We start from the raw sequence: 26,995 nt of genomic DNA, 5'->3' as shown, positions 1-26,995 counted from the left end.
AAGACAATTGCAAATTACTCTGCTTTGCCTTCATAATATTCCACTAATTGTGGGACAACTTGGGTTTCTAACATTGTATGAATTTGACGAATGGTGTAGCGGACGGCATCAGGCCCCGTGGCCCCATGCGTTTTAATGACTGGCGCTTTTAAGCCAAATAAAACCGCTCCCCCATGTTTTGAGTAGTCCATTTCGTCTTTCATGCCACGCAACGCATTCTTTAATAATAAGGCGCCCATTTTTCCTTTGACACCTTCAGAAAGAATCGCTGTTTTCAGCAAGCTCATCATGTTCATAGCTGTGCCTTCGATGGATTTTAAAACGGCATTTCCTGTGAAGCCATCTGTCACCACCACGTCAGCTACGCCATTTAATAATTCTCGTGCTTCAACGTTTCCGACAAAATTAATCGTTTCATCTGCTGCTAACAATTCGAAGGCTTTTTTCGTTAATTCACTGCCCTTTGTTTCCTCAGTTCCGTTATTTAATAGACCGACACGAGGATTCTGAACGTTCCGAACTTTTTCAGCATAGAATGAACCTAAAACGGCATACTGAACCAAATGTTCTGGTTTATTGTCTGCATTGGCTCCTAAATCTAACATGTCAAACCCTTTGTCTGGTTCTCCCATGACAGGTAAAGTTGACATCAAACCGGGACGTTCCACATTTTTGATGCGGCCGACAATGAACAGACCCGCTGCTAATAGCGCTCCGGTGTTGCCTGCAGAAAAAATCGCATCGGCTTCCCCATTTTTAACTGCTTGCGCTGCTAAAACCATGGAAGCAGTTTTCTTACGACGGATTGCTTTAACTGGCTCATCGTCACTAGCAATTTTTTCATCGGTATGAATAATCGTAATGTTTTTTTCATCGGTGATGTATTTTTTTATTTCGGCTTCTTTTCCATATAATTGAAATTCAATGTCTGGGAAGTCTTGTTTGGCTAGCATAACCCCTTCAACAATTGCTTGTGGGGCGTTATCTCCACCCATTGCATCTACAGCAATTTTCATAAGTGATTCCCTCCTACTTTTTTGTTTCCTAACAAGTATAACATATTTTTTTCAAAGAAATACGCATTGGCTTTTACTTTCTGGCTTCAAAAATTACCTCTTCTAATCGAAAAATTGGGCCGCCTCATCTTGGGGTTTCACTCGATTGGCTAAGCCTTGATAAGCAGGATATTGCCACCACTCTTTCACTTTCCATAGGGCACTTGCTTCTTGGCGCGCAACTTCTAAAATGTTAAAGTCCGTCACGATATCTCCTACCGCAAATTGAGGCACCCCTGATTGCCGTGCACCGAACACTTCCCCAGGTCCGCGAAGTTCCAAATCACGCTCACTCAAGACAAAACCATTGGTGGTTTCTGTCATGATTTTCATACGCTCAACGCCCATTTCATTTTTCGGATTGGCTACTAAAATACAATAAGAAGCACTGGAGCCACGCCCAACACGGCCCCGTAACTGATGTAACTGTGCTAACCCAAACCGGTCCGCATCCATAATTAACATCACCGTGGCATTTGGTACATTCACGCCAACTTCAATAACGGTGGTAGAAACCAATAATTGCAGCTGATTGTCTTTGAACTCCTGCATAATGTCATCTTTTTCTTGATTTTTCATTTTACCATGTAGTAATCCCACTTGATATCTTGGGGAATAAAAGCTTTGCATATGTTCAAAAATTTCTGTTGCGTTTTTCACATCTAAGGCTTCTGATTCTTCAATCAAGGGACAAATAATATAGGCCTGATGTCCTCGAGCTAGCTCTTTTTCCATCCATTCTAAAACAGTATCTAACTGCGGCGGCCGAATCCAACGTGTTTCGATTGGAATCCGTCCAGCTGGCATTTCATCGATGATTGATACATCCATTTCGCCATAGGCTGTAATGGCCAGCGTTCGAGGAATCGGAGTGGCCGTCATAAATAAAACATCTGGTTTTAAGCCTTTTTCTCTTAATATTTTTCTCTGGTTCACACCAAAACGATGTTGCTCATCGGTGATTACCAAACCTAATTGATGGAAACTGACATCTTGTTGTATCAAAGCATGGGTCCCTACCACAATGTCAATCTCGCCATTGGCCAGTTCTTCGAGAATTAGACGACGTTCTTTCGTTTTGGTGGAACCTGTTAATAAGGCCGTTCGAACTTCTAATGGATCAAACAACTGCTGTAAGCTTTCCATGTGTTGCTGCGCTAAAATTTCAGTCGGAACCATCAACGCTCCTTGAAAGCCAGCGGTCATGGTGGCGTATAGCGCAATCGCAGCCACTACCGTTTTCCCACTCCCCACGTCACCTTGAAGCAATCGTTGCATATGCTTCGGACTTCGCAAGTCTCGACAAATTTCATTGGTCACTTTTTTTTGGGCGCCTGTCAATTCAAAAGGCAGTCCTTGGGTGAACGTTTTTAAGCGCTCCACGTCATATTGAATAGCTAAACCATTTTTTTCCGCTTTTTCTTGTTTCTTCAATCCTTGCATTTTAAGTTGGAAAAGGAAAAACTCTTCAAAGACTACTCGTCGTTTAGCTTGATGGCTTTCTTCTGGATTACTGGGAAAATGCATCGCCCACATTGCTTCTTTTCTAGGCATCAAGCGGTACTTTTCTAATAAATCATTCGGTAAAATCTCTTCAACCAGTGAACCATACTCTTCAAAAGCAGTGCGGATTAACTGAACCAACGTGCTTTGGCGGACTTTTTTATTCACATGATAAATGGGGGCGAAATCTTCATTGTCTCCTTTAGAAGCTAAGATTTTCATGCCATTTAATGATTTTCTCTTGGCATCCCATTTGCCATAAACAGCAATTTCTTCGGAAAGAACTACTTTGTCTTTTAAAAAAGGTTGATTGAAGAAGGAAACATTAATGACCGCATGTTCTTGCATCATTCGAAACGTTAACCGGCTCTTCTTATAACCGTACCGACTAACGACTGCTTCCGAAACCACTAGCCCTTTTAGCGTAACTTTTTCCTGATCCTGAATCTCGCTTAAATCCTTTTCTTGGATATCATCGTAGCGGAAGGGATAATACGTCAATAAGTCTTCAATTGTAGCAATCCCCAGTTCTTGTAAATTTTCAGCACGTTTTGGGCCAACACCGGGCAATACGCTGACTAAATCTGTGATGTCCATAAAATCCCCTCCTCATTAATATACGCAAAAAAATGGATCATTCATTAAATAGGCTGGTTCATTAGCCCTAACTAATGAACCAGCCTATTCGTTTTTATTTTTTCATCACGAAAACCTATTCTGCTGAGAATAAGTATGGATATACAGGTTGTCCACCTTCATGAAGTTCTGTTTCTAGTTCATCGTTTTCAGAAACTAAAATAGCGATTAGCTTTTCAGCTTCTTCAACCGAGCCATCTTCGCCGACAATAATTGTCACGATTTCAGTGTCTTCATCAATCATGCGGTTCAACGTGTCTAATGATGCATTAAAACGATCTGCTTCAGAAACGACGATTTTACCATCAATCATTCCTAAGAAGTCATCTTTTTTAATTTCAACGTCATCAATGGTTGTGTCACGAACGGCTGTGGTTACTTGACCACTCACAACGCTGTCTAACATTTCCGTCATACTTGCTTTGTTTTCTTCTAATGATTGTTGATCATTGAAAGCTAACATTGCTGTCATTCCTTGAGAAATGGTTTTAGATGGAACAACCGCTACTGGTACATCGGCAACTTCTGCTGCTTGATCAGCCGCCATAAAGATGTTTTTGTTATTTGGTAAGATAATGACTTGCTCTGCATTCACTTCTTTGACTGCTTTTAAAATATCTTCCGTACTTGGGTTCATTGTTTGACCACCACTAATAATGTAGCTTGCACCTAAACTTCGGAATAATTCTTGAACGCCTTCACCGGCTGCAATAGCAATCACAGCAAACGGTACGCGAACTTTTTCAGTCAACGCTTCTTGCTGAGCATCGCGTTCAACTAACGTTTCATGTTGTAAACGCATATTGTCTACTTTTATTTTTACTAACGAACCAAATTTTTGGCCGTAGTTCATCACTTCACCTGGATGCTCAGTGTGTACGTGAACTTTGATAATTTCGTCATCGTTAACGACTAATAGAGAATCGCCTAGTTCATTTAAGTAGTTTCTGAATGTTTCATAATCAAAAGCGCTGTCCACGGTTGGGCCTTCGCCGATACGAACCATAATTTCTGTACAATAGCCAAATTTAATGTCTTCTGTCGCAACGTGGCCACTAACACCACGATGATGTTCAGCATTAACCATTTCGTCCATTTCGGCAGGACTTGGTTCATACGTTTCAGTTGGTAAAAATTCACCACTAAGCGCTTCTAAAAATCCTTCATAGATAAATAGTAGTCCTTGACCCCCACTATCTACAACGCCGACTTCTTTTAGGACAGGTAATAAATCAGGTGTTTTCGCTAAGGCACGTTTAGCACCTGCTACAACAGCTGTCATAACTTCGATACAGTCATCTGTTTCTTTCGCTTTACGTTCACCAGAACGCGCCGCTTCACGAGAAACAGTTAAGATTGTTCCTTCAACGGGTTTCATCACTGCTTTATACGCTGTTTCTACACCATGTGTAAAGGCAGCGGCCAAGTCTTTGGCATTTAATGTTGTAACCTCAGGAATTTGTTTTGAGAAGCCACGGAATAATTGAGATAAAATAACCCCAGAGTTTCCACGAGCACCCATTAATAACCCTTTGGATAACGCACCTGCTAATTCTCCTACTTTTTCAGAGCGAGAATCGGCCACAGCCTTTGCACCACTGGTCATTGATAAGTTCATATTTGTTCCTGTATCACCATCGGGTACAGGGAAAACGTTTAATGAGTTGACATATTCTGCATTTGTGTGCAGACGAGTCGCACCTGCCTGGACCATTTCCTGGAACTGACCTGCGCTGATTTCTGTTACATTCACCTAAAAAATCCTCCTTCAGATTTACCGCTAACGGCAACACACGACTTCCTTGTGCAATTGCATCGTTGACAGTACACTACCTCTAATCCGGTAATACACGAACTCCTTGAACAAAAACGTTAACTGAATTCGCAGTGACACCTAATAATGTTTCAAGATTATATTTTACTTTTTCTTGGACGTTACGAGAAACTTCAGAAATTTTTGTACCATAACTAACAATCGTGTAGACATCCACTGCGATTCCGTTGTCTTCTTGACGAACAACGACACCACGTGAGTAATTCTCACGACGTAAAATATCGTTTAAGTTATCTTTAATTTGATTTTTGCTTGCCATTCCGACAATTCCGTAAATATCTGTCGCAGCTCCGCCAACTACTGTAGCGATCACATCATTGGTAATCTCAATGGTACCTGCGGGTGTTTGAATTTTTACAGCCATTGATGAAAGCCTCCTTATAAGAGCACATTCGCCCTATTTTCTTCCATAACATTTTATCATATCCAGCCTTTAATTAAAAGGAAGTTCGTCAGATATTTTCATTCTTCCACTTCTAAGTGAACATTCTAGCAAGATTTCAATTTACTCTTTTTGATTGCTAAAGTCAAATCATAGAAAAAAATCTTCTTGCAAATCACTGCCTAATATGATAAATTAAGTTAGTATGAGCTGAATATTATCGCTCCAAGATCAAGGCAAAGGAGGAAACTTAAAATGGCAAAAGTATGTTACTTCACTGGTCGTAAGACTTCAAGTGGTAATAACCGTTCACATGCGATGAACTCAACAAAACGCACTGTGAAACCTAACTTACAAAAAGTTCGCGTATTAATCGATGGTAAACCTAAAAAAGTTTGGGTGTCAACTCGTGCTTTGAAATCTGGTAAAATCGAACGTGTTTAATAAACTTAAATAAGCAAAGCTGGACGTTCGTTGTTCGGCTTTTTTTATTGCATAAAAAAAGAGGCTGGACCTTCATCGCATTGATGAAGGTCCAACCTCTTTTTACTTGTCTTTACTTTGAATAACCGCAATCATCCCTGCATCGAAGGAAAAAGCAGCGGCTTCTTCGATAAATTCATTACTTGCATACGATGTTGGGTAAGGAACATCTTGATTGGTTAATAAATATTTACTGCGTCGTAGCGTCAAGTTTTCTACAGGCGTCAAACAGCAGTAGGCCAGATATTCTTTATCTGGCTCTTTTGGTACGATATACGAACCAGGGGCGTAATACTGGATGCTATTTTGACGATCGCATAGACGGATTTGGCGAAGTACGCCTTGAAATCGTGGTTCAAAGGGTAACCAAAGATTGGCTAATAAGTGGTCAATTCTGCCCCCTGTCGCACCGATAATCGTCATCTCTGCTTGTGGAAATCGTTGTAAAGCTTCTTGAAGCGCTAATTGTGTATCTGTATCATCTTTTTCAGCAGGTGCTTGGATGAGTGTTTCGGCAGTTTCTTGGACAAAATGGTATTCTTCTCGTGATAATGAATCAAAATCGCCCACCGCTAATTGTAACGGTAAATCGGCCTCTAATAAATGGAGACAGCCGCGATCAATACCTACGAAATAATCATACGTAGCTGGTTCAATGGTTGGCCAATCACTTGGATTGCCGCCAGCTACCAGTAAGACACGACTCATTTGTCTAGCACTGCTCTCAGTGCATCGATTCGTTCTTGAGGATTTTCAGCATTATAAATGTAGGAGCCTGCAACAAACACTTCCGCACCAGCTTCTTTGCAGCGTGCGGCAGTTTCAGGAACAATCCCGCCATCGACTTCAATTTCATAGGTGTATCCTTTTGTTTCTTTCCATTCTTTTAATTGAGCAATTTTTTCTAGTGAGTTTTCAATAAATGATTGTCCGCCAAAGCCTGGATTGACAGTCATTACCAAGACTTGATCTGCCAAGTCTAATACATTTTCGATCATCGAAAGTGGTGTCCCAGGATTGATGGTTACGCCAGCTTTCACACCCGCATTTTTAATCATTTGTAAGGCACGATGAATATGGGGTGTTGCTTCTTGATGGACAGTAATAATATCCGCACCGGCTTCCGCAAAGGCATTGATATAGTTTTCAGGTTGTACAATCATCAAATGAACATCCAATGGTAGTTTTGTCACTGGACGAATCGCTGAAACGATATTCGGTCCTAAGGTAATGTTGGGCACAAATTTACCGTCCATGACATCAACATGAATATAATCTGCTCCTAATTCTTCTACTAAACGGATATCTCTTTCTAAATTGGCAAAATCGGCACTTAAAATGGATGGTGCTAGTTTCATTTGGCTCGCTCCCTTTATATTTGCTATGATTTTTTCTTATAAACAGGTCGTCGATTCTCGATTTCCATTAAAAACTGTAAATAATTTTCGTAACGACTCGTCGCAATGGTTCCCGCTTCCACTTGACGTTTCACTTCACAACCAGGTTCTTTGTGGTGCATACATTCACGAAACTTACAGTGAGAGGCCGCGGCAACAAATTCAGGAAATTGCTTTGGTAATTCCACTGCTTCCATCTCCAAGAAATCGATGGCACTAAATCCTGGTGTATCAGCAACCAAACCGTCGTATAACGGAATCAATTCCACGTGACGGGTCGTATGTTTGCCCCGTCCTAAAGATTGGGAAATTTCCGCAGTTGCTAGTTGTAATTCTGGTGAAATTTGATTCAACAATGTTGATTTTCCAGCGCCTGATTGTCCCATAAAAACAGTCAACCGTTCTGGGAAAAAGCGTTCTAATTCTTTGGTGGCTTCTACGTCTTCCGAAGCGATTACCGCATAACCTAACGCTTCATAAATCTGTTTAATTTCATTGACTTCTTGACGTTGCGGCTCATCTAATAGATCAACTTTCGTTAAATAAATAACTGGTTCTATATCCTTATACTCTAAGCTGACTAAGAAACGATCCAACAAATTAAACGAAAAATTTGGCGAAACCATACTCATGACAACCACACCTAGATCCACATTTGCAACAGGCGGGCGCACTAATTCATTTCGTCTTGGTAAAATTTCCAACACATAACCATCTGTTAAATTATCGCTTTCAAAAAGCACTTCATCTCCCACGAGTGGCGTAATTTTTCGATTACGAAAATTCCCTCGCGCTCTTGTTTGATATGTTTCTCCATCTGCGTATACATAATAAAAACCGCTTAACGCTTTTCTGATTTGACCTTTCAGATAAACCACTCCTAACTACTTTCGAATATACAGGATAGTGGCAGAGAAATCAAGGGAGCCTCTCGATTCTATTAATTAAAAAGAGCCTAGGACATAAGTCGAAATGACTTACCTTCCTAGACCTAAATCTTAAGATAAATGGCGAGACAGGAGCAGCTTCTTCTTATTGCTGAGAAACACTATTTGAAAAGCAAATAGATGTTAAACAGTACCTACTTGGTTCTTGAAGCTAAACCCTCCTGTCCCAACCTCTTGTCTTAATTACTCGTACTACTTTCACTAGTGGTGCTTTTTGAATCATTTGCTTTTGAATAATAAACTGTAACAGAGTCGCCTTTTTTGACTTTGCTGCCAGCAGATGGGCTAGTTCGTTCAACGACTTGGCCATCGCCAGAGCCAGATAATCCTTGTTCATTGATTTTAAGGCCAGCGTTATTGATGCTGTCTTCTGCAGCTTTTGGCGAATAACCTGAAATATCAGGAACAGTTACTGAGTCACTGCCTTTGCTGACATGTAAAGTAATCGTGTCATTTTTCGGATCAACAGCGGTACCAGAAGCTGGTTCTTGACTAATCACGGTATCTTTTTCAACTTTGTCGCTTTCTTCGTCCACTCGTTTAATTTGAGATTCTGGGATACCTAAAGCAATTAAGCGACTTACCGCATTATCGTAAGAAATTCCGCTATAATCAGAAAGTGTCACTTTGTCGCTACCTTTACTTACATATAACGTCACTTGGCCATTTTTAGGTGTCACGGTGCCCCCTGGTGCGGGGTCTTGCGTAATGACTAAACCTGGTTCTACCGTATCGCTTGCTTGGTCGACACGCGTAATTTGAGATTCAGAAATGCCTAACTGTGCCAGTGCATTTACTGCATTTGTGTAAGAATAACCGGCGTAACTAGGCAAAGTAACCGCTTCTGGTCCTTCACTGACCGTTAAAGTGACTTTGTCTTTTTTCGGATCAACTTTTTTACCTGCAGCTGGTTTTTGTTTAATAATGTTATCTGTAGACACAGAATCACTGTATTCTTTTTTCGTTGTAATTTGGTCTTCTGAAAACCCTAGTTTTTTCAAGGCTTCGACAGCAGATTCATACGATTCGTTTGTATAATCGGCCATCTCAATTTTTTCTGTTCCAGAGCTGATATATAAAGTAACAGATCGGCCTTTTTTCACAGATGATTTTGCTTCGGGGTCTGTTTTGACCACCTTGCCTTCTTCAATCTTATCATCGGGAATTTTTTTGGTTTCACTATCGACTTTCAGCCCGGCACTTTGTAGCGCTTGTGAAGCGTCCGCTTTCGTTTCATTTGTAACATCAGGAACTTCAACGTCTTTACCACCCGACATTGCAAAGGCTAAGCCACCTATTGCTAAAGCAATTAATGCCGCAATTGCTAAGCCAATCCACAATTTTTTGCGGTTTTTCTTCGGTGGTTGTTCAGCTAAAATGTCATCTGCGATATCTTCTGGAACTTCGACAGGCGTTGTCTCTTCCGGTTCAGCGATGTCTTCGGGAATCGGAGTTAATACTTTCGTTTCTCCTAATAAAGCCGTTGGTTCCCACGCAGGTTCGTTTAAACGACTGGCTGACAAGGACGTGTATAAGTCTTCTGCCATCTCATTCGCTGTTTTGTAGCGATCGCTTGGGTCTTTTGCGGTTGCATGACGAACCACATTTTCCAATGATTGAGGAATCCCTGGATCAAACATTTTAACAGAGGGAATTTCTTCTTGAAAATGTTTTAAGGCAATCGTTACGGCTGATTCACCATCAAAAGGTACATTCCCTGTTAGCATTTCATAGAGAATAATTCCCACAGCGTAAATATCTGATTGGTTGGTCGCCATGCTTCCGCGCGCTTGTTCTGGCGATAAGTAATGCACCGAACCTAACATTGTGTTCGTTTGCGTAATTGACGTTTCTGACAAGGCAATCGCAATCCCAAAGTCAGTAATTTTGACTGTGCCGTGTTCGTCAATCAGAATGTTTTGCGGTTTTAAATCCCGGTGAATAATTCTATGTTCATGTGCCATTGCGACAGCAGATAAAATTTGTTGCGTAATGTCCACAACTGTGGAATAAGGAATTGGGAAATGCGTTTGGATGTACCGTTTTAAGTCCATTCCTTTCACATATTCCATGACTAAATATTGTAGTCCATCTTCTTCGCCTACATCGTACACACTGACGATATTCGGGTGAACCAGCTCAGTTGCGGCTAGTGCTTCACGCTGAAAACGTCGGATGGCGGCTTGATCGTTTTGGAAGTCAAAGCGCAAGACTTTTACTGCAACGTCTCGGTCTAAAATTAAATCGTGTGCTAAATAGACGTTGGCCATGCCGCCGCTTCCGATGCTGCCAATAATGTGATATCGACCATTCAGCTTCTTGCCGATTTCTATCATTGGTTTTCCTCCTTCTGTTCGTCAAAGTGTATCACTAACACGGTAATGTTATCTAAACCACCTGCTTCATTTGCTTGGGCAACGAGTTGGCTTAATTTGGATTCTAAGGGATCTGACGTCTCTAAAATTTCTAAAATTTTTGTCTCAGGAACCATATTGGTTAAACCGTCCGAACATAACAGTAAATAGTCATTAGGCAGCCATTCATGATTGGTTACATCGACTTCGACAGTGCCAGGCATTCCCAAAGAACGTGTTAGGACATTTTTTCGTGGATGATTTGCAGCCATCTCACGAGTAATCTCCCCTGATTTTACTAGTTCATTCACTAAAGAATGATCTTCTGTTAATTGTAACATGTGTTGGTCACGAACTAAATAAGCACGACTGTCCCCCACATTTGCTAAGACAAATGAATCCGGTAAAAGGATGGCACCAACCACGGTTGTCCCCATTCCTAAATACTCTGGTTTCGATTGTCCGCGTTCATAAATTTTTTCATTTTCCTTTTGAATTGCTTGAATTAACCACTGTGCAGATTTTTCAGCTGAGTCGACAGACGCATTGGACCAACTCTCACCTAAATTATTGACTGCCATTTGGCTAGCGACATCACCTGCTTGGTGACCACCCATGCCATCTGCTAAAACAGCAAAGGTTATGTGTTGTTGGTTCTCAAAAACGTTGGCATAATCTTGGTTCGTATTTCTTTTGCGACCGACATCTGATTGAACGTTGATTTCCAAATTATTTCACCTCATTTGAACTAACTTTCCGCATACAGCAAATAAAGAAGCCATCTGTCATGTATTGATGGGGATACAGAACCAGTTCTTGCTCTTTTACTACTGCTTGGACATTTTCATTTGCAACAATTTCAATTTTTTCAAATTCAGGGTGTTTGGCTAAAAAGGCTGCCACTACTTCCTGATTTTCTTCTGGCGTAATAGTACAAGTGCTATAGACCATTATACCCCATTGTTTTAGTGTTGGGGCAACACTTTCTAAGATTTCTAACTGAATTTTAGGTAAATTTTGAAAATCATTGGCCGTTTTATGGTATTTAATGTCTGGTTTACGGCGCATTAGCCCTAAGCCTGAACATGGTGCATCAACTAAAATCCGATCAAAGGTTTCTGCGGGAAATTCTTCGGCCACTTGTCGCGCATCAAGCTTTTCTGCTTGGACGACATCCGCCACATGGAGGCGTTGCGCATTTTCATTAATTAGCTTAATTTTGTGCGCATGAATATCTAAAGAGGTCACACGACCACCTGCTTCAGCCTCTAAAAAAGTTGCGATATGAGTCGTTTTGCCACCAGGAGCCGCACAAGCATCCAAGACACGATGATGCGGTTCAATTTGCATCGCTGGAGCCACGAGCATAGAGCTTTCATCTTGAATGGTTAAACAACCGTTAATAAACAGTTCACTGCCAGCTAAGTAGCCTTTTTCAGCGACAACACCATAAGGGGAAAGTTGACTTTCCTTCGCGGCAATCCCTGTTTCTTGTAATTCTTCCAGCGCTTCTTCTCGTGAAATAAACCGTGTGTTTACTCGGCCACTCGCATGGCTTTTTTCAAATAATGATAAACCTAACTGCCGTGTTTCTTCTTCGCCTAATTGGGCAAGTAATTTTTCTGTTAACCAACGTGGCATGCTAATTTCCGTGGCTAAACGATCAACTGGATCGCTAATTGCGGCCAAACTAGGTGCTCCATTTCGTTGGAACGCCCGCAGCACGCCATTCACGAATTTACCAATCCCAGGATTGCCACGACGTTTGCCAATTTCAACCGCTTCATTAATGACTGCATGATCGGGCACTTTATCTAAATAAAGTAATTGATATAACGATAAAATCAATAAATTTTTCACCCAATTATCGACTCTTTGCGGTTTCTTAACAAATGGTGTTAAGTAGTATTCCAACAATAATTTGCGACTAATTGTGCCGTAGACAAGTTCTGTAAACAAGCGGCCATCTTTCTCGCTTAGTTCTGATTTTGTCATCATTTCATTAAGTAAAAGATTGGAGTACGCCCCACCTTTATCCACACGTTCGATGGTTTCTAAAGCAACGTATCGAACAGAACGTTTTAATTTCTTGGGGATTTTTTCAGCCATTTTTGTTAGTCCACCTTATCTTTTTCTGCGACATTTTGACCAACGCCATTTAAAAATTCTTGAATCGTTAATTGACCTTTACCTGCTGGTTGCAGGCGATCAATTTGAAGGACTGTCCCTTCACCACAAGCAATCCATAGCGCTTTTTTACTACGCTGGATAATCGTTCCTGGGGCGCTGGTTGTTGTTTCAGTCAGTGGTGTCACTGCCCAAATTTTCCAGTTGGTCCCTTGATAGGTTGTGAACGCTGTTGGCCAAGGACGCATACCACGCACTTGGTTATCAATTGCCTCAGCAGTTTTTTGCCAGTCAATTCGTTCTTGTTCCCGGGTAATATTTGGTGAAAAAGTAGCCTCTTCTTCCACTTGTGGAATAGGCGTGATTTCGCCAGCAATTAGCTTGGGTAACGTTTCTAATAAAAGTTCTTTTCCTAGAATGCTTAATTTTTCAAACATGGTGCCTACATCGTCTTGTTTCGTAATCGGAATTGCACGTTGCGCTAAAATCGCGCCAGCATCCATTTTTTTCACCATTTCCATAATCGTGACGCCTGTTTCTTTTTCTCCTTCAATAATCGAGTAATGTACAGGTGCGCCGCCACGATATTTTGGTAAAAGTGAGGCATGGACATTAATCGCACCTAGTTTGGGCGCTTTTAAAATTTTCTCTGGTAAAAATTGTCCAAAGGCTGCTGTCACAATTAAATCTGGTGCTAAGTCAATCACTTTTTCCATTTCAGGAGAACCTGAAATTTTCTCTGGTTGTAAGACTAATAAGTTATGTTTTAAAGCTGCTTCTTTGACAGGCGTTGGGGTAATCACTTTTTTTCGGCCAACTGGTCGATCTGGTTGCGTGACAACCGCTTGAACGTCATAGCCTGCCTCGATTAAACTTTCTAAAATCGGAACAGAAAAGGCTGGTGTGCCCATAAATACAATTTTAGTCATCAAAATGTTCCTCCATATACGCTTCTAAATCTTCTGGTGCAATTTTCTCAATCATTTTATCGATAAATAACTCGCCGTTCAAATGATCAATTTCGTGTTGAAAAGCTCGAGCTAAATAACCGTAAGCCGTAACTTCCATTTCTTCACCTTCACGGTCAAAATAACGGACAGTCACTTCATCTGCTCGTTCAACGGTTCCATATGTTTCTGGAATACTTAAACAGCCTTCCACATCAATACTGGTTCCCTTTTTTTCAATAATCACTGGATTAATTAGTTCAAAACGACCAGATTCTTCATCAATTTCAATTACTGCCATTTGCAAATTTTTGCCAATTTGCGGGGCTGCTAAGCCAATCCCATCATGGGCCAGCATTGTTTCATACATATCCTCTAGTAACTGCACAATTTCATCGGTAATAATCGTCACAGGTTGAGCCTTCATTTTTAAGTGTTCGTTCGGGTGAATCACAACTGGATAGCGCATAAGTGCTCCTTTCAAAGCTGTATTTTTTAAATAAAATTCATGGGTTCTGCATCAATGGAAAGCTTTAAACCACGAGCCGTTGCTCGTTGTGTATCGGTTAAAATTTCTTTCAATAATGGTTGAAGCATTGGTTCTTGTTTATACTTGATAATCACTTGATAAAAGTATCGATTATTGACACGCATAATTGCGTTAGGCGTTGGTCCCAACAAAATAGCTTGCGGCGATAAGCCTTGTTTTAATTTCGTCGCAATTTGAAACATTTGTTTCGCTGCTTCATTTTCTTCAGGATGGCTAGCCGTAATTTGGACCGTAAAATAGTACGGCGGATAATCCCCACGATGACGGATATACATTTCTTTTGTATAAAAATCTTCATAATCTTGGGCTTTTGCCAATTGTATCGCATAATGCTCGGGGTTAAAAGATTGAATGATGACTTCCCCCGGTTTTTCAGCGCGACCAGCGCGACCGCTGACCTGTGTCAATAACTGGAAGGTCCGTTCACTGGAACGAAAATCGGGTAAATTCAAGGCGGTATCAGCATTTAAGACACCGACTAACGTCACATTTGGAAAGTCCAGTCCTTTGGCAATCATTTGTGTGCCTAATAAGATATCCGCTTGTCCTTCACCAAATGTTCGCAAAATCTTTTCATGCGCACCTTTGCGACGGGTCGTATCAACATCCATTCGGAGAATACGACTGTCTGGTAATAACGTTTGTAATTCTTCTTCTACTTTTTGTGTGCCTGTTCCGTAGTAGCGAATTTTATCTTGGCCACAGTTAGGACAGCGATAAGGAATCCGTTCTTCATGCCCACAATAATGACATTTCATTGTTTTACTATCCATATGCAAAGTCAAGGAAATATCACAATTCGGACACGGCAACACATAGCCACAATCGCGACACATCACAAATGACGAATAGCCACGGCGATTAAGTAGGAGAACACTTTGTTCGTTTTTCTCTAAGCGTTCTTGGAGTTTTTCTTGCAACGACATGGAAAAAGAAGAGACATTGCCATTTTCTACTTCTTGCCGCATATCCACTACATCAATCGTAGGCAAGGTTGCCGCTTGATTGGCACGCTGTGTTAATCGTAACCGCTGATAAACATTTTTTTGTGCGCGAGCGCGTGATTCCAAGGACGGCGTGGCACTACCTAAAACAACAGGGCAATGATGGTACTCCGAACGCCAAATCGCTAAATCTCTCGCGTGGTAGCGGGGGGTTTCTTCTTGTTTATAACTTGCCTCGTGTTCTTCATCAATAATGATCACACCGATGTTTTCGATTGGCGCAAAAATGGCTGAACGCGCGCCAACCACCACTTCCGCTTCTCCTCGTTCGATCTTCCGCCACTCATCGTATTTTTCACCTTGCGATAAGCCACTGTGCATTACAGCAACATGTTCGCCAAAGCGACTTTTAAAGCGTTGCACCATTTGCGGAGTTAAAGAAATTTCAGGGACAAGCATAATGGCTGTTTTGCCTTGGTTAAGAACTTCTGCAATGACCTGTAGATAAACTTCTGTTTTCCCACTTCCTGTAATACCTTCCAATAAGTAGGTTTGGCTTTGCTGTTCTTGGACCGATTGTAAGATTGTTTCCACAGCCACCTGTTGTTCTGCATTCAAAGATAACGCAGTCGTTTTTTCAAACGTCTGATTAGCAAACGGATCACGATACGCTTCTTTTTCAATGAACGTTAACCAGCCGTTTTTGGCCGCTTCATTTAAAAGCGCGGTACTGAAACCTAATTCTTTCATTTCCTTCACAGCGGTGACTTTTTCAGTGCCCAAGCGTTGTAAATAGTAAAGAAGTTGCCCTTTCTTCTTAGCTCCCTTGCGTAACCCCAAACGAATTTCCTCTAGTTGTTCAAATTCCTTAGCGGCTTGAATGAAGCGGACCATTTTGACTTTATTTCTCGTCGTAACTTCGTAGCGAATATCGACTTTTTGCTGTTTACGCAACGCCATTAGTTGAGGCAAAAGCCCACGTTCTTGCGCTTGGTCCCACGAAATTTCCTCTAAACCATAAAATAACTGATCTTGTAATTCTTCAGAAAGCTCATCCGTTAAATAAATATATTTTTGGTAATCGGCACGCATTACGCTAGGCAACATGGTTTGCAAACAAGTGATTTTAAAGGCAAACGTTTTTTCCTTCATATAATCAGCTAAAGCCAACATTTCTGTATTTAAGACAGGTTTTAAATCCAACACCGCCACTAGTTCTTTCAACTGAACATTGGTTTCGTCAAGAACCGTTGCAGCCACTGGTTCAATGGCTAGAACAAACCCTTGAACATGCCGATTACCGTTACCAAAAGGCACTTCTACACGCATGCCGACAGCCAATTGCTCATTTAAATTTTCAGGAACTAAATAAGTGAATGGTTGATCGGTTTGCATCGTTGGTACATCCACAATAACTTTGGCTACTTTTTGCATGGTGCGTCCTCCTTTTTATGTAAATTCTCTTTGCCTATTGTACTAAAGATTGACTGATTTGTCTTGTGTGTCTCGTTGGCACCTTTCAGAATAAACGAAGAGAAAGCCTCTGAAATAGACAGACGGCTTTCTCCATTCGTTGACAATCATTCAATTAATTTTTTTCGTCACGTAAACGGTTTTCTAATTCTTTTTGTTCTTGTTCACGTTGGCGTTTGCGTTCTTCACGTTCAATGCGTAGACGTTCACGTTTTTCTTCAGGATTTGGATCACTGATCACTGTTCCTGCTTCGATTTCTTCTAACGCACGACCCACACTTTTTACAGAATCAAAGGATTCAACGGTTGGTTGAACGCCTTCATCTAATTCATGCGCACGTTTGCTTGCTAAAATAACCAAAGAATATTTTGAAGGGACTTCTTTTAACAATGAGTCAATTGACGGTTTTAACATCATAAGGCTACATCTCCTCTAACATTTTAATATATTTTCCAATTACACGGTCAACACGGAAGTGCTCACTCGCGATAATGTCTTTAATTCGTTGCACGGCTAAAGGAACTTCATCATTCACTACCGCATAATCATACAGCGCCATCATTTCGATTTCTTCTCTGGCTACAGCCATTCGTTCTTCAATCACAGACATTTCGTCTGTTCCGCGGCCAATAATTCTTGATTTTAATTCCGCTAAATCGGGGGGTGTCAAAAAGATAAATACGCCATCAGGCACTTTGTCTTTGACTTGTTTAGCCCCTTGGACTTCGATTTCTAAAAAGACGTCTTTGCCTTCATCTAGCGTCTGGTTAACATACGTTAATGGTGTCCCATAATAGTTACCAACATATTCCGCATATTCCAACATTTCTCCAGCTTCAATCATCGCTTCAAATTCTTCTCTTGAACGGAAATAGTAATCTACTCCATCCACTTCGCCTTCTCGCTGTTTCCGAGTGGTCATTGAGATTGAATATTGAAAATCATTTTCTTCACTGTCGAAAATAGCCTTTCTTACAGTCCCTTTCCCCACTCCTGAAGGACCTGACAATACGATTAATAACCCGCGCTCTGACATAACGACTTCCTTTCAAAACATAATTTCACACTATTAGTTCTATTTTGCACTTTTTTTCTGCAATTTTCAAGACTTTCTTGGAGATTCACTGAAAAAATAACATTTCTTCTTTAATTTGGCTTTCATAACTTGTTCTTTTTTTAAACAAATTACCTAGAATTCCTATACAGGCAGCCATTTTTTAAGTAAAATGAAGTGATGACTCCTTTAGGATGAAAAAACGTGAATAAGAAAGGACTGAGAAACATCGCACGAATTAAACCATTTACATTGTTTCTGCTAGGCTTAGTTGTCAGTTGTGGGGCCTTTTTTGCCCAACCTACTGTGACTCACGCAGAAGAAGATATTACCGCAATTGCTAAAAAAATGGGGACAACCCTGAAAGCGGATGGCATTCCCAAAGCAGCCATCGTTGTTGATGCTGATTCTGGAGAAATTCTCTGGTCGCAGCAACCAGATTTAGCGTGGAATCCTGCCAGTATTGCCAAAGTGATGACCATGTACTTGGCCTTTGAAGCAATGGAGCAAGGAAAATTTACAATGGATACGACTGTGACTGCTACGCAAAAAGATGTCGATATTTCTAAAATATATGCCATTAGTAATAACAAAATTACGTTAGGTGTTGCTTATCCAGTCCGTGAACTGTTAAAAATGATTGCTGTCCCCTCTTCTAATGTGGCGACTCTCATGTTGGCAAACTTAATTTCAGGGAACCAGCCTACTGACTTTGTTCATTTAATGAATCAAAAAGCGGCTGAACTAGGGATGACAAATACTACCTATTACAACTGCAGTGGGGCGCAAGCAAGTGCCTTTAACGGCCTGTATCAAATGCAAGGAATTGATCCAAATGGAGATAACGTCTCTACAGCTAGAGATTTAGCTTCACTAACCTATCACTTTCTGAAAAATTATCCAGAAATTTTAGAAATCACCAATAAGCCAGTGGTGAAAACAATGGTCGGAACGCCTTACGAGGAAACTTTTGAAGCGTACAATTATTCTTTACCAGGCGCTAAGTATGGCTACCAAGGCGTGGATGGTTTAAAAACAGGCTCTAGTCCAACAGGCGGCTTTAACTATATTGCGACTGTCAAACAAGGAGATTTTCGTTTAATTGAAGTCATTTTAGGCGTTGGTAATTGGCAAAACCAAGATGGTGAATACGAACGGCATGTGGCTGGAAATGCTTTGCTGGACTATGCCTATACGACATACGAACGCAAAAAACTTTTAGACAAAGGACCACAAACCATTGATCACAAAAAAGTCACTTTGGCTAACGATTTATACGGTGTCGTTCCCAAAGGCAGTCAGCCTACTTTTAAATTAGTAGCAGGGCAAGTGCAAGTCGACACGCCTTTGACATTGTTAAATAGTACTGTTCAAGCGCCTAAAGTGGCTTACCAAGAAGTTAAGCCAAAACAAACAACAGCTGAAGCTGCGGAAGAATCAAACGAACATTCTGGGGATACCACCGTTGCAGAACCGAATCATTTTATTCCCAAATCGATTGCCACAAGTGTTTTAGTCCTTTTCGGGCTGATTTTCTCAGTAATTACCCGTCAGCTTCAAAAACGTTTAGAACGTCAGAAAAAACACGGCAAAGAAAGCAGTAAAACTGCATCCATGCGGACAATCTTTTTAAGTGCCGCAGTCCTTTCTTTCCTTTGCGCCATTGGCTTGTTTCTTTTATTCTAATTCTTAAAAATACCACCAAGCGTGAAATGCTTGGTGGTATTTTTTATAAGCCCATATTAGAAAGCGTATTGACCACGTTCATCAATTCATCGCGACGACGAACTTGTTTGTCGACAGGGCCGTCGACTTCTTTTACGTCAATCCGAACAACAAAGTGACGATTTAAAGTTACAAACGTGTCTTCGTTAATTTGGATATTTAATTCTGTTTCAGAATAGCTTGCACAAGCATCTTGCCAGACGTCAAATGGTTCTCTGTCTGAAGCGACTTCTGTTTTTACCACAGAACGACCACTTAATTCTTGAAAGGTTACATCATAAAATTTAGTCATTGCTTTCACCTCTGTCATTTATTCGTTACTTCTATATTATAGCGTTTTCTGGAAAAACACGAAACCATTTTCTCTATTCGACATTTTGAATTTGTTCACGAATCTTTTCTAAGGTTGTTTTCATTTGAACGACACTATTTTTTATTTCAATTGGACTTGATTTCGAACCAATCGTATTGACTTCACGGTTCATTTCTTGAATTAAGAAATCTAGTTCTCGGCCCACTGGTTCTGTTTCATCAAGCAACTGATGCAACTTATCAATATGGATATTTAAACGATCCAATTCTTCATGAATATCGCCTTTTTCCAATAAAATGGCCATTTCTGTTAATAAGCGTGTTTCATCCACTTGGCTACCTAACCATTCGTTTAATTTCGCTTCAAAACGTTGACGGTATTCTTGTTCAAAAACGACCACAAATGCTTGCAGCTCTTGAATTGATTGGGTCAACACTGCTACGTAGTCAAGCAGGACTTGTTTAATTTGCGTTCCTTCTTGCACACGGCTTTGGTCAAGACTAGTGATGGCTGCTTCAAATGCTTGAACAAGAAATGGTTCAAATGTCTGATCAACGATTTCTGCTTCCACTATTTCGACAAAATCATTTTGCTTTAATAAATGGTTGACCGTGTCCCCTGCATCAAACGTTGCTTCCGGATAGTTTTCCTTTAAATGTTGATCTACCGAAGTTAATAATTGATCAATTAAGTCCCACTGCACGCGAACTTCTTTTTGATTGTTGCCGATTTTTTGGAGATTTACATAGACTTCCACACGTCCACGTTTTAACGTGCGTTTGATTACTTGCCGAATCACCAGTTCATAGGCATTCAGTTCCTTTGGCATACGCAACTGAATATCTAAAAACCGCTGGTTGACACTTTTGACTTCGACATCCAATTGATAATTTTCATTTTGAATGGTCTTTTTTCCAAATCCAGTCATACTTTTCATTGACAGGGTGCTCCTTTTACATGGATTTAATTGTTTTGCTTAATTCAGCAAATTCTTCGTTAGTTAAGGTGATGCCTTTACCCATTTTTTCGTGATCAGGGGCCCACTCACGCAAATCAAATTTTGGTGGACGACCATTCCAACTAATTAAATTTAATTCTTTACGCCAGCCACGAGCATTCTCAGATAACACAGCGACTTCTTCTAAAATTTCATATGAAAATTCTTCTTTCATAACATTCACTCCTTGTTAGTATTCCTTAGGTTATTGTACCATCTTTTCCTCGACACTTAAAATACACATCTCTTTTCTATCACCCTGTCTATATAAACATACGCAACTTTTTCAAAAAATCAGTAAAAAAAGCGACGACTGCTCGTTTCAATCGTGTCAGTCACCGCTTCTCTGTTTATTCTTTTTCTGTATAAAGATCCACCACTTCAAAACTTTGGCAAACTAACAGCATGTCGGGATAAAATTGTAGCTGATAGGGGGCCAGTTCTTCTTTAAAGAACCGCGCATGCTCTTCATACCAATAATCCAATGTCAAATCTCCTTCACCTTCTGCTTGCGCAAAAGATTCTGAGACCTTGTTCATGGGCATAATTTCAACTTTGGTTGTTCGAATAATAGCCAGCGGTTGAGACTGACCATCTAAAATTATGTCGTATTGACCAGCTTTAGGGAGTTGTTCTCCTTCCATCTTATAAATATCTAAAGAAGAACATGTCGCTGTCTTACGACCAGAAACAACCAATTGACCCAAACGATTACCCATCTCAGAAGAGCCATCACCAAACATCCACACATCGGGCATCAGCATATCTAATTCATGTTTATCTAAAAAGTTTTGCCAGAACACTTCTACATTTTTTAACATCCTTTGCTCTCCTTTTTATTTTTACTTCACGCAACCTTCTTTCACTAATTATACATAACTGATTGCTTTTCTCCTATACTATTTTTACAAAATGAAAACTAAAATAATGTCAGTAGTATTTGGACAGAAAAAAAAAGAGGACTAAGTAACAAAACTTAGCCCATCTTTTTATTTTGCTTGTCGTTCTTTGATTTTCGTGAGTAAAGATTGAACATGCTGGCGTGCCGAAGCTTCATCTTCTTGAAGCATCTTTTCTGATAAAATAAAGGAACCGCCCACTGCTAATACTTCTTCTGCTTCCACATACTCTATAAAGTTTGTTTCATCAATCCCACCAGTTGGTAAAAATTGAACATCATAAAACGGGCCACTTAAACTTTTGATGGCTTTTAACCCGCCGTAAATATCGGCTGGGAAAAATTTAACCACTCGTAAGCCATACGCCAGCGCTCGCTGAATCTCCCCAGGCGTAGCTGTTCCTGGAAAAATAGGAACCTCATTTGCCAGACAAAAATCAATGACTTCTGGAACAATCGCTGGGGAAACAATGAACTGTGCACCGTTCGCTACTGCCTCTTGGGCTTCTTTCAAGGTTCTAACAGTTCCTGCGCCCACAATTAAATTCCCTGAAGCAGCAAGTTGTTTGATGGCAGGCAAGGCCAGCTGACTCCGAAAAGTGACTTCAATAAACGGTAATTCGTTTTCTACTAAGACTGATTCTACTTGTGGCAAATAGCGTAAATCTGTTGCAGTATATAGTGGTAAAAGTTTACATGTCGCTAATTGTTGATACAGTTGATTTTTTTCAACTTTTGTTTCCATTCTGTCACTTCCTATTTTGTTTGGCTTTGGTTGCTTCGTACAGTCCTTGAATATAGGTCAACCCCATTGCTCGATCATATAAACCATAACCAGGCATCGCTTTTTCATCCCAAATTGCCCGCCCATGGTCAGGACGAATAACGCCTTCATACCCTACGTCTACCAGTGCTTGCATTAATTCCGCCATATCTAACGAACCAGCGATACTAGGATGCGCCGTTTCTTCAAAACGATGCTCACCTAAATACTTCACATTGCGGAAATGAACAAAATTAATTCTGTGACCTATTTCACGAATCATAGTAGGCAAATCATTCGTCGGGTCCGCACCGAGGGAACCTGTACAAAATGTAATCCCATTTGCTGGTGAGTCCACCAAGGAAAGGATCCGTTTTAAATCCGCTAAATTTTTAGTGATTCTTGGCAAACCAAAAATTTCCCAAGGTGGATCATCGGGGTGAATCCCCATTTTGATATTTTCTTCTTCACAGACAGGAATCACACGTTCTAAAAAGTAGCGCAAATTTTCGACCAAATCTTCTTCCGTTACGCCGGCATACATGGCTTTCAATTCTTGAAATTGTTGCAAACGCTCCTCTTCCCAACCTGGTAACCGGAATCCTTTTGACTGACTGTGAATCAATTGATACATGTCTTCTGGCTGCATGTTCTCTACCACAGCTTGATCAAATAACAACGATAAGCTACCATCTTCATTCTCATACGCCAAGTCCGTTTTAGCCCAACCAAAAATAGGTTTGAAACTGTAGCACACTAAGGAAATTCCGCATTTCCCCAAGTTACGCAACGTTTGGCGATAATTATCAATATAGTGGTCTCGTTGATCCGTTCCCGCTTTAATGGCATCATGAATAGCAACACTTTCAATTCCTAAAAGTGCTAATCCTTCTTGTTCCACCGATTGTTTAAGTGCCTGAATTTCGGCTACTGTCCAAACATCACCTGGTAGTTTATTTAACAAGGTACCGACAACACCAGTAATTCCTGGAATCTGTCGAATATGTTTTAACGGAATGGCATCGCCTGCCGCTCCGTACCATCTAAATCCCCATTTCATTGCTTTCACCCTTTACTACATTCTTAAAAATCATCGTCCTCATCCTCTTCGTCCTCAAAGGAAGTCATAGAAATATCCCATGCTTGCACACTTTCTTTGCCTTGCGCAACAATCGCTTGCGCCGCTTCAGCAATCGGTGTGCCCAATAATTGATGGTTTATCGCTTCTAAGACCATTGGTAGGTTGGTACCACTCACCACAAAGATTTTCTTTTGTAGAGCTGGTTCGAGTTCGTTAATCACCAAAACTGCCTGATTGTAAGGACTCGCACTTAATAAGTCAACCATGACCAACACGCCATCCCCTTGTTGGACGTTCTCAATCGCTGTTTTAATTTGTCCGCCTAGTGCTTGGACATCGTCTCCACTATTTAGATTAACGGTTTCGATATTTTCGGTTGCGCCCATAATCACGGTAGCTGCGTCTTTCGCACCGTCACTTAGTGCACCGTGTGTAGCAATCACAATCCCTAACATAAAAGTTCCTCCTTCAATTCAGTGGCTTGAGTCATTACTTCAAACAGTCATGCAATGACTCAAGCGACTGGCCTTTTTTATAAATTAAATTTGCCTAAAACCTCTTTTAAACTAGTTTTTGGTGCAGAAGGCGTTGCTTGGAAATAAATATCTTCTACGCCATACACCTCATGTAGTTCTTTTAATTTTTCGGCATCTTCTTTGTTTAAATAAACTGATTTGGTTACTAATAAATCTTTTTCTGGATTCTTCTGTGCAATACCGCCGATGTTTAACTCCTTCATAGGGACTCCGTGTTTTACTAAGTCATAAATTACAGAGACGGTTTTAGCGATTAAAATACAGTTGTACTCTTTGAATTGGTATTCATCCCAATAAAATTTGGCTTTTTCCGGCGTAATGACAATGGTTTTTTGTCCTGTCCGACTGCCTGCACTTTTGTATAAATCACGCATAAATTTATCCTTTGCCACCACTTCATCGACAACGAAAATGGAATTAACACCACTTTTTTGGGACAAGGTCACCATCACTTGTCCATGAATTAATCGTTCATCTACTCTTGCTAAATTTACTACGCCCATCTGATTCACGTCCTTTTCTTTTTATAAAATACCGACTGTTGCTAAGACAATTAAAATACCTGTTAACCACAATAATGCTTGCGTAACTTTCAAGCCTTTTTTCGTATAGAACCAATACACGCCCATTACAACAGCTAGCGGTAAGAGTCCTGGGACAATCTGATCAAGGATATCTTGAACCACAAACTCACGGCCAGAAAGTTTAAATTGAAGAGTTGAAGAAACTTTGACATAATTACCAGCTAAAATCCCCATCATGAACAACCCTAAAACAGATAACATTTCAATGGCTTTTTGAATCCCCGCACTTTGCATTAAGCCTGTGGCATTCCGCCCCATTTTGAAGGATTGTCTCGCAAAGAACACACCTAACAGTACTTGATAAAGAGCAAACGCCACAAATGGGAAAATCGCACCTAATGCGCTACCTTGTTGCGCCCACGGCACCGCAATCGCAATAAAAATATATTGAACCGTGCCTGAGTCAATCGCATCACCAATCCCAGCTAACGCGCCCATCAAGCCAGCTTTGGTGTTATACATTAAATCATCTTGCATCATGATTTCGCGGCCTTCATGTTCTTCTTTGGCCCGCTCTTGTTCCATAGAAGCCATCAACCCAGTAATGACCCCGCCGCCCCAACTTAATTGCGTATTGAAAAACAGCAGTTGACGCATATAAGCGGCTTTTAATTGTTCATCGTCTTTATACAATTTCTTTAAAAGTGGCATCATTGCGTACAATAACGAAGGCGCCAAGTAACGTTCAAAGGAATGGGGAATTTCATTGGCAAAATGCCAACGGAGATAGGCTTTTGTAACATCTTTATTGGTAATTTCTTCTGGTGCTAAATTCGTTGTTTTCGGCACGACTTTTTCTGTTGTTTCCGTCATTTCAGTTCCTCCTTTTTCTTTTAAAACCCGTCATCGTAATCGTCATCATCATCAAAATCAGTGGTGGCACTGGCGGAACCAGCACTTTCTGCTACAGGTTTGCCTTTTTGGACTTGCACAAAAATTAACGCAATAATTACGCCAAAGATGGCATACGTTACCATGGTAATTTCCAATGACTTAAAGACGATACTCATGAAGTATGCAAGGAAAAAGAAAACCAAGAAATCTTTTCGACCAATGACATAGACCGTTGTCGCAATCCCAATTGCGGCTAAACCACCACCGACTACTTCTAACACGTGAATCACAACGGTTCCTTCTAATGCTTTAATAATATCGGCAATGACTGGTGCCCCTAGATAAAGAGCAAAAAAGACTAATGGAACGAATAAAATAAATGAGGCAATCGTTGGATACCAGATAATTGAGCGGGCAATTTTTTTAGAATTTAGTTCAGCCACCGCACGATCGGTATACTTCCCTAAAAACGTGTTAATAAAGAAACGGAATTGATATAAATAACTTCCTAAAAGACCGACAGGAACCGCTACGGCGATAGCCGCTTCCGGCTTCAAATTTCCTAGCAACGCAACTGGCACAGCAATCGCTGCCGCAATTGATGGTTCTGCTGGCATAGAGCCACCTGGTGAAAAAACACCCATGTAAATCATTTGTAATGCTGCGGTGACGATCATCGCTTTCGGGACATCGCCCATCACTAAACCTGCTACTAACCCTGTCATTAAGGGCGAGAAACGCAACGTTAACGTTGCTCCTCCTCCAAGCCATCTGGACATAATTGCTGCCACCCAAAGCGCCATTATCAAACTTTGTAAAACACTTAACGTTTCCATAGTTCCTCCTTCTTATCCTTGGTTTTGGATATACTTTTCTAGCTCTTCAATCCCTTGACGTAAACGTTCTTGCGAAATCTCAATAGGAATTAAATGAACCTTTTCTTTTGAATCAATAAATTGAACCATTGCATCGAGTACTGCTTCTTCTTCTGGGTAAAGGCCCATTTGTCGTAACGACATGGGCAAGTTTAGCTCTTGATAAAAGGGGATTAATGCGTCTATGATGGCCCACCTTTTTTCCAATGCTAATTGATAGAAGATGCCGTAAGCTACTTTTTCGCCATGTAAATAGTCATGACTTTTTGGTAAAAATTTACTCATAGCATCATGCATGGCGTGTGCTGCTGCATTGCGGGCGTATTTGTCGCCGAAGCCGCCGACTAATCCAGAAACAGCGAAAACAATTTCTGAAAGATGGACAAATTCAGGCGTGAGTTTGCCCTCATCCATCGCTGCTAAGGCTGCTTTTGAGTCCCGCATAATCGCTTCTTGCGAAAGCTTGGCGGTCGCTCCCGCTAATTGTAAAAAGGGTTCCCCTTGCAAATGGGCTTGGCGTAAAATGGTCTCTGATTCATACCATTTCGCTAACGTATCAGCTAAACCAGCGACAAAATAATCACGGGGCGCATCAAGAAGCAACTTAGGATCAGTGATTAAAAACGGCTCTTTGTCAAATGATGTTGGTAAAGAGAAATCTTAGAATAATTGGAGATCAAGTGGATCAGTTCCTCTTGATCT

General features: G+C 40.7%; 27 protein-coding genes and 1 pseudogene. 2 read left to right on the top strand and 26 right to left on the bottom strand.

Going from position 1 to position 26,995, the window contains the following annotated elements:
* Positions 1–14: 14 nt before the first annotated feature.
* The 4 genes from plsX to KQI94_RS07715 form a co-directional block, all read right to left on the bottom strand.
* Positions 15–1,016, bottom strand: coding sequence for a phosphate acyltransferase PlsX (plsX, locus tag KQI94_RS07730; RefSeq protein ID WP_002354938.1), 1,002 nt, complete (start codon positions 1,014–1,016; stop codon positions 15–17).
* Positions 1,017–1,118: 102 nt separating this feature from the next.
* Entirely contained in the window at positions 1,119–3,155 is a 2,037-nt protein-coding gene (gene recG, locus KQI94_RS07725) for an ATP-dependent DNA helicase RecG (RefSeq protein WP_002368446.1), read from the bottom strand.
* Between the two features lie 115 nt (positions 3,156–3,270).
* Positions 3,271–4,947, bottom strand: a complete 1,677-nt coding sequence (locus KQI94_RS07720) for a DAK2 domain-containing protein (RefSeq protein WP_002354936.1) — start codon at positions 4,945–4,947, stop codon at positions 3,271–3,273.
* Between the two features lie 82 nt (positions 4,948–5,029).
* Positions 5,030–5,392 carry an Asp23/Gls24 family envelope stress response protein gene (locus KQI94_RS07715; protein ID WP_002354933.1) on the bottom strand — a complete coding sequence of 121 codons (363 nt, stop codon included), beginning with the start codon at positions 5,390–5,392 and terminating at the stop codon, positions 5,030–5,032.
* Between the two features lie 273 nt (positions 5,393–5,665).
* On the opposite strand from KQI94_RS07715, the gene rpmB reads away from it, so the two are divergent.
* Positions 5,666–5,854 (top strand): 50S ribosomal protein L28, encoded by a 189-nt coding sequence (gene rpmB, locus KQI94_RS07710; protein ID WP_002354928.1) that lies wholly within the window; start codon positions 5,666–5,668, stop codon positions 5,852–5,854.
* A gap of 102 nt (positions 5,855–5,956) precedes the next feature.
* On the opposite strand, the gene KQI94_RS07705 is transcribed toward rpmB, so the two are convergent.
* The 11 genes from KQI94_RS07705 to gmk form a co-directional block, all read right to left on the bottom strand.
* Positions 5,957–6,601, bottom strand: a complete 645-nt coding sequence (locus KQI94_RS07705) for a thiamine diphosphokinase (RefSeq protein ID WP_002361010.1) — start codon at positions 6,599–6,601, stop codon at positions 5,957–5,959.
* The gene (gene rpe, locus KQI94_RS07700) at positions 6,598–7,251 is read right to left on the bottom strand and encodes a ribulose-phosphate 3-epimerase (protein ID WP_216454352.1); all 654 of its coding nucleotides are present in this window, start codon (positions 7,249–7,251) and stop codon (positions 6,598–6,600) included. The genes KQI94_RS07705 and rpe overlap by 4 nt, the downstream gene beginning before the upstream one ends.
* 23 nt (positions 7,252–7,274) lie before the next feature.
* Complete coding sequence (gene rsgA, locus KQI94_RS07695; protein ID WP_216454351.1) at positions 7,275–8,168, bottom strand: ribosome small subunit-dependent GTPase A; 894 nt, start codon at positions 8,166–8,168, stop codon at positions 7,275–7,277.
* Between the two features lie 248 nt (positions 8,169–8,416).
* Positions 8,417–10,573, bottom strand: a complete 2,157-nt coding sequence (ireK, locus tag KQI94_RS07690; protein ID WP_002365367.1) for a serine/threonine protein kinase IreK — start codon at positions 10,571–10,573, stop codon at positions 8,417–8,419.
* The gene (locus KQI94_RS07685) at positions 10,570–11,319 is read right to left on the bottom strand and encodes a Stp1/IreP family PP2C-type Ser/Thr phosphatase (RefSeq protein ID WP_002354922.1); all 750 of its coding nucleotides are present in this window, start codon (positions 11,317–11,319) and stop codon (positions 10,570–10,572) included. Before KQI94_RS07685 ends, ireK begins: the two co-directional genes overlap by 4 nt.
* A gap of 1 nt (position 11,320) precedes the next feature.
* Entirely contained in the window at positions 11,321–12,700 is a 1,380-nt protein-coding gene (gene rsmB, locus KQI94_RS07680; RefSeq protein ID WP_002368447.1) for a 16S rRNA (cytosine(967)-C(5))-methyltransferase RsmB, read from the bottom strand.
* Between the two features lie 5 nt (positions 12,701–12,705).
* Entirely contained in the window at positions 12,706–13,647 is a 942-nt protein-coding gene (gene fmt / locus KQI94_RS07675) for a methionyl-tRNA formyltransferase (RefSeq protein ID WP_002368448.1), read from the bottom strand.
* On the bottom strand, positions 13,640–14,134 hold the full coding sequence (def, locus tag KQI94_RS07670) for a peptide deformylase (RefSeq protein WP_002371656.1): 495 nt from the start codon (positions 14,132–14,134) through the stop codon (positions 13,640–13,642). The genes fmt and def overlap by 8 nt, the downstream gene beginning before the upstream one ends.
* Positions 14,135–14,160: 26 nt before the next feature.
* Positions 14,161–16,593: a primosomal protein N' gene (priA, locus tag KQI94_RS07665; protein WP_002368450.1), complete on the bottom strand. Its 2,433-nt coding sequence runs from the start codon at positions 16,591–16,593 to the stop codon at positions 14,161–14,163.
* Between the two features lie 154 nt (positions 16,594–16,747).
* The gene (gene rpoZ, locus KQI94_RS07660) at positions 16,748–17,050 is read right to left on the bottom strand and encodes a DNA-directed RNA polymerase subunit omega (protein ID WP_002354916.1); all 303 of its coding nucleotides are present in this window, start codon (positions 17,048–17,050) and stop codon (positions 16,748–16,750) included.
* A gap of 4 nt (positions 17,051–17,054) precedes the next feature.
* Positions 17,055–17,669 (bottom strand): guanylate kinase, encoded by a 615-nt coding sequence (gene gmk / locus KQI94_RS07655; RefSeq protein ID WP_002354915.1) that lies wholly within the window; start codon positions 17,667–17,669, stop codon positions 17,055–17,057.
* A 222-nt stretch (positions 17,670–17,891) separates the two neighbouring features.
* Between gmk and KQI94_RS07650 the strand changes: the two genes are divergently transcribed.
* Positions 17,892–19,373, top strand: coding sequence for a DUF1958 domain-containing protein (locus tag KQI94_RS07650; RefSeq protein WP_002391150.1), 1,482 nt, complete (start codon positions 17,892–17,894; stop codon positions 19,371–19,373).
* A gap of 43 nt (positions 19,374–19,416) precedes the next feature.
* On the opposite strand, the gene KQI94_RS07645 is transcribed toward KQI94_RS07650, so the two are convergent.
* The 11 genes and pseudogenes from KQI94_RS07645 to KQI94_RS07595 form a co-directional block, all read right to left on the bottom strand.
* Positions 19,417–19,722 carry a hypothetical protein gene (locus KQI94_RS07645; RefSeq protein ID WP_002383233.1) on the bottom strand — a complete coding sequence of 102 codons (306 nt, stop codon included), beginning with the start codon at positions 19,720–19,722 and terminating at the stop codon, positions 19,417–19,419.
* Positions 19,723–19,777: 55 nt separating this feature from the next.
* On the bottom strand, positions 19,778–20,662 hold the full coding sequence (locus KQI94_RS07640; RefSeq protein WP_002368452.1) for a YicC/YloC family endoribonuclease: 885 nt from the start codon (positions 20,660–20,662) through the stop codon (positions 19,778–19,780).
* 16 nt (positions 20,663–20,678) lie between these two features.
* Positions 20,679–20,897: a YdbC family protein gene (locus tag KQI94_RS07635; RefSeq protein ID WP_002381076.1), complete on the bottom strand. Its 219-nt coding sequence runs from the start codon at positions 20,895–20,897 to the stop codon at positions 20,679–20,681.
* Between the two features lie 175 nt (positions 20,898–21,072).
* Positions 21,073–21,543, bottom strand: a complete 471-nt coding sequence (locus KQI94_RS07630) for an ASCH domain-containing protein (RefSeq protein ID WP_002368453.1) — start codon at positions 21,541–21,543, stop codon at positions 21,073–21,075.
* A 168-nt stretch (positions 21,544–21,711) separates the two neighbouring features.
* On the bottom strand, positions 21,712–22,365 hold the full coding sequence (locus KQI94_RS07625; RefSeq protein WP_002359031.1) for a bifunctional 4-hydroxy-2-oxoglutarate aldolase/2-dehydro-3-deoxy-phosphogluconate aldolase: 654 nt from the start codon (positions 22,363–22,365) through the stop codon (positions 21,712–21,714).
* 4 nt (positions 22,366–22,369) lie between these two features.
* Positions 22,370–23,443 (bottom strand): mannonate dehydratase, encoded by a 1,074-nt coding sequence (gene uxuA, locus KQI94_RS07620; protein WP_002391152.1) that lies wholly within the window; start codon positions 23,441–23,443, stop codon positions 22,370–22,372.
* 23 nt (positions 23,444–23,466) lie between these two features.
* Positions 23,467–23,919: a PTS fructose transporter subunit IIA gene (locus KQI94_RS07615; RefSeq protein ID WP_002354905.1), complete on the bottom strand. Its 453-nt coding sequence runs from the start codon at positions 23,917–23,919 to the stop codon at positions 23,467–23,469.
* A 77-nt stretch (positions 23,920–23,996) separates the two neighbouring features.
* Entirely contained in the window at positions 23,997–24,503 is a 507-nt protein-coding gene (locus KQI94_RS07610; protein WP_002354904.1) for a PTS sugar transporter subunit IIB, read from the bottom strand.
* 21 nt (positions 24,504–24,524) lie between these two features.
* Positions 24,525–25,397, bottom strand: coding sequence for a PTS system mannose/fructose/sorbose family transporter subunit IID (locus KQI94_RS07605; protein ID WP_002354903.1), 873 nt, complete (start codon positions 25,395–25,397; stop codon positions 24,525–24,527).
* 20 nt (positions 25,398–25,417) lie between these two features.
* Positions 25,418–26,254 (bottom strand): PTS sugar transporter subunit IIC, encoded by an 837-nt coding sequence (locus KQI94_RS07600; RefSeq protein ID WP_002354902.1) that lies wholly within the window; start codon positions 26,252–26,254, stop codon positions 25,418–25,420.
* Positions 26,255–26,266: 12 nt separating this feature from the next.
* A pseudogene (locus KQI94_RS07595) lies at positions 26,267–26,917 on the bottom strand (iron-containing alcohol dehydrogenase); the annotation flags it as partial.
* Between the last annotated feature and the right edge of the window lie 78 nt (positions 26,918–26,995).

This window comes from Enterococcus sp. S183_ASV_20, assembly GCF_018919685.1.
GTDB lineage: Bacteria > Bacillota > Bacilli > Lactobacillales > Enterococcaceae > Enterococcus > Enterococcus faecalis.
Note: the sequence above shows the minus strand (reverse complement) of the source record. Positions and strands in the feature narration are given on the sequence as shown.

Bases quoted from the DNA above. Each gene is read 5' to 3' on its own strand.
- KQI94_RS07605 (WP_002354903.1), bottom strand. From the start codon at position 25,397: ATGACGGAAACAACAGAAAAAGTCGTGCCGAAAACAACGAATTTAGCA.
- KQI94_RS07625 (WP_002359031.1), bottom strand. From the start codon at position 22,365: ATGGAAACAAAAGTTGAAAAAAATCAACTGTATCAACAATTAGCGACA.
- KQI94_RS07600 (WP_002354902.1), bottom strand. From the start codon at position 26,254: ATGGAAACGTTAAGTGTTTTACAAAGTTTGATAATGGCGCTTTGGGTG.
- rpoZ (WP_002354916.1), bottom strand. From the start codon at position 17,050: ATGATGTTAAAACCGTCAATTGACTCATTGTTAAAAGAAGTCCCTTCA.
- priA (WP_002368450.1), bottom strand. From the start codon at position 16,593: ATGCAAAAAGTAGCCAAAGTTATTGTGGATGTACCAACGATGCAAACC.
- rsmB (WP_002368447.1), bottom strand. From the start codon at position 12,700: ATGGCTGAAAAAATCCCCAAGAAATTAAAACGTTCTGTTCGATACGTT.
- fmt (WP_002368448.1), bottom strand. From the start codon at position 13,647: ATGACTAAAATTGTATTTATGGGCACACCAGCCTTTTCTGTTCCGATT.
- gmk (WP_002354915.1), bottom strand. From the start codon at position 17,669: ATGTCAGAGCGCGGGTTATTAATCGTATTGTCAGGTCCTTCAGGAGTG.
- KQI94_RS07610 (WP_002354904.1), bottom strand. From the start codon at position 24,503: ATGGGCGTAGTAAATTTAGCAAGAGTAGATGAACGATTAATTCATGGA.
- ireK (WP_002365367.1), bottom strand. From the start codon at position 10,573: ATGATAGAAATCGGCAAGAAGCTGAATGGTCGATATCACATTATTGGC.
- rpe (WP_216454352.1), bottom strand. From the start codon at position 7,251: ATGAAACTAGCACCATCCATTTTAAGTGCCGATTTTGCCAATTTAGAA.
- KQI94_RS07630 (WP_002368453.1), bottom strand. From the start codon at position 21,543: ATGTTAAAAAATGTAGAAGTGTTCTGGCAAAACTTTTTAGATAAACAT.
- KQI94_RS07640 (WP_002368452.1), bottom strand. From the start codon at position 20,662: ATGAAAAGTATGACTGGATTTGGAAAAAAGACCATTCAAAATGAAAAT.
- def (WP_002371656.1), bottom strand. From the start codon at position 14,134: ATGCGCTATCCAGTTGTGATTCACCCGAACGAACACTTAAAAATGAAG.
- KQI94_RS07705 (WP_002361010.1), bottom strand. From the start codon at position 6,601: ATGAGTCGTGTCTTACTGGTAGCTGGCGGCAATCCAAGTGATTGGCCA.
- KQI94_RS07635 (WP_002381076.1), bottom strand. From the start codon at position 20,897: ATGAAAGAAGAATTTTCATATGAAATTTTAGAAGAAGTCGCTGTGTTA.
- KQI94_RS07715 (WP_002354933.1), bottom strand. From the start codon at position 5,392: ATGGCTGTAAAAATTCAAACACCCGCAGGTACCATTGAGATTACCAAT.
- plsX (WP_002354938.1), bottom strand. From the start codon at position 1,016: ATGAAAATTGCTGTAGATGCAATGGGTGGAGATAACGCCCCACAAGCA.
- uxuA (WP_002391152.1), bottom strand. From the start codon at position 23,443: ATGAAATGGGGATTTAGATGGTACGGAGCGGCAGGCGATGCCATTCCG.
- recG (WP_002368446.1), bottom strand. From the start codon at position 3,155: ATGGACATCACAGATTTAGTCAGCGTATTGCCCGGTGTTGGCCCAAAA.
- KQI94_RS07645 (WP_002383233.1), bottom strand. From the start codon at position 19,722: ATGACAGAGGTGAAAGCAATGACTAAATTTTATGATGTAACCTTTCAA.
- KQI94_RS07615 (WP_002354905.1), bottom strand. From the start codon at position 23,919: ATGTTAGGGATTGTGATTGCTACACACGGTGCACTAAGTGACGGTGCG.
- rpmB (WP_002354928.1), top strand. From the start codon at position 5,666: ATGGCAAAAGTATGTTACTTCACTGGTCGTAAGACTTCAAGTGGTAAT.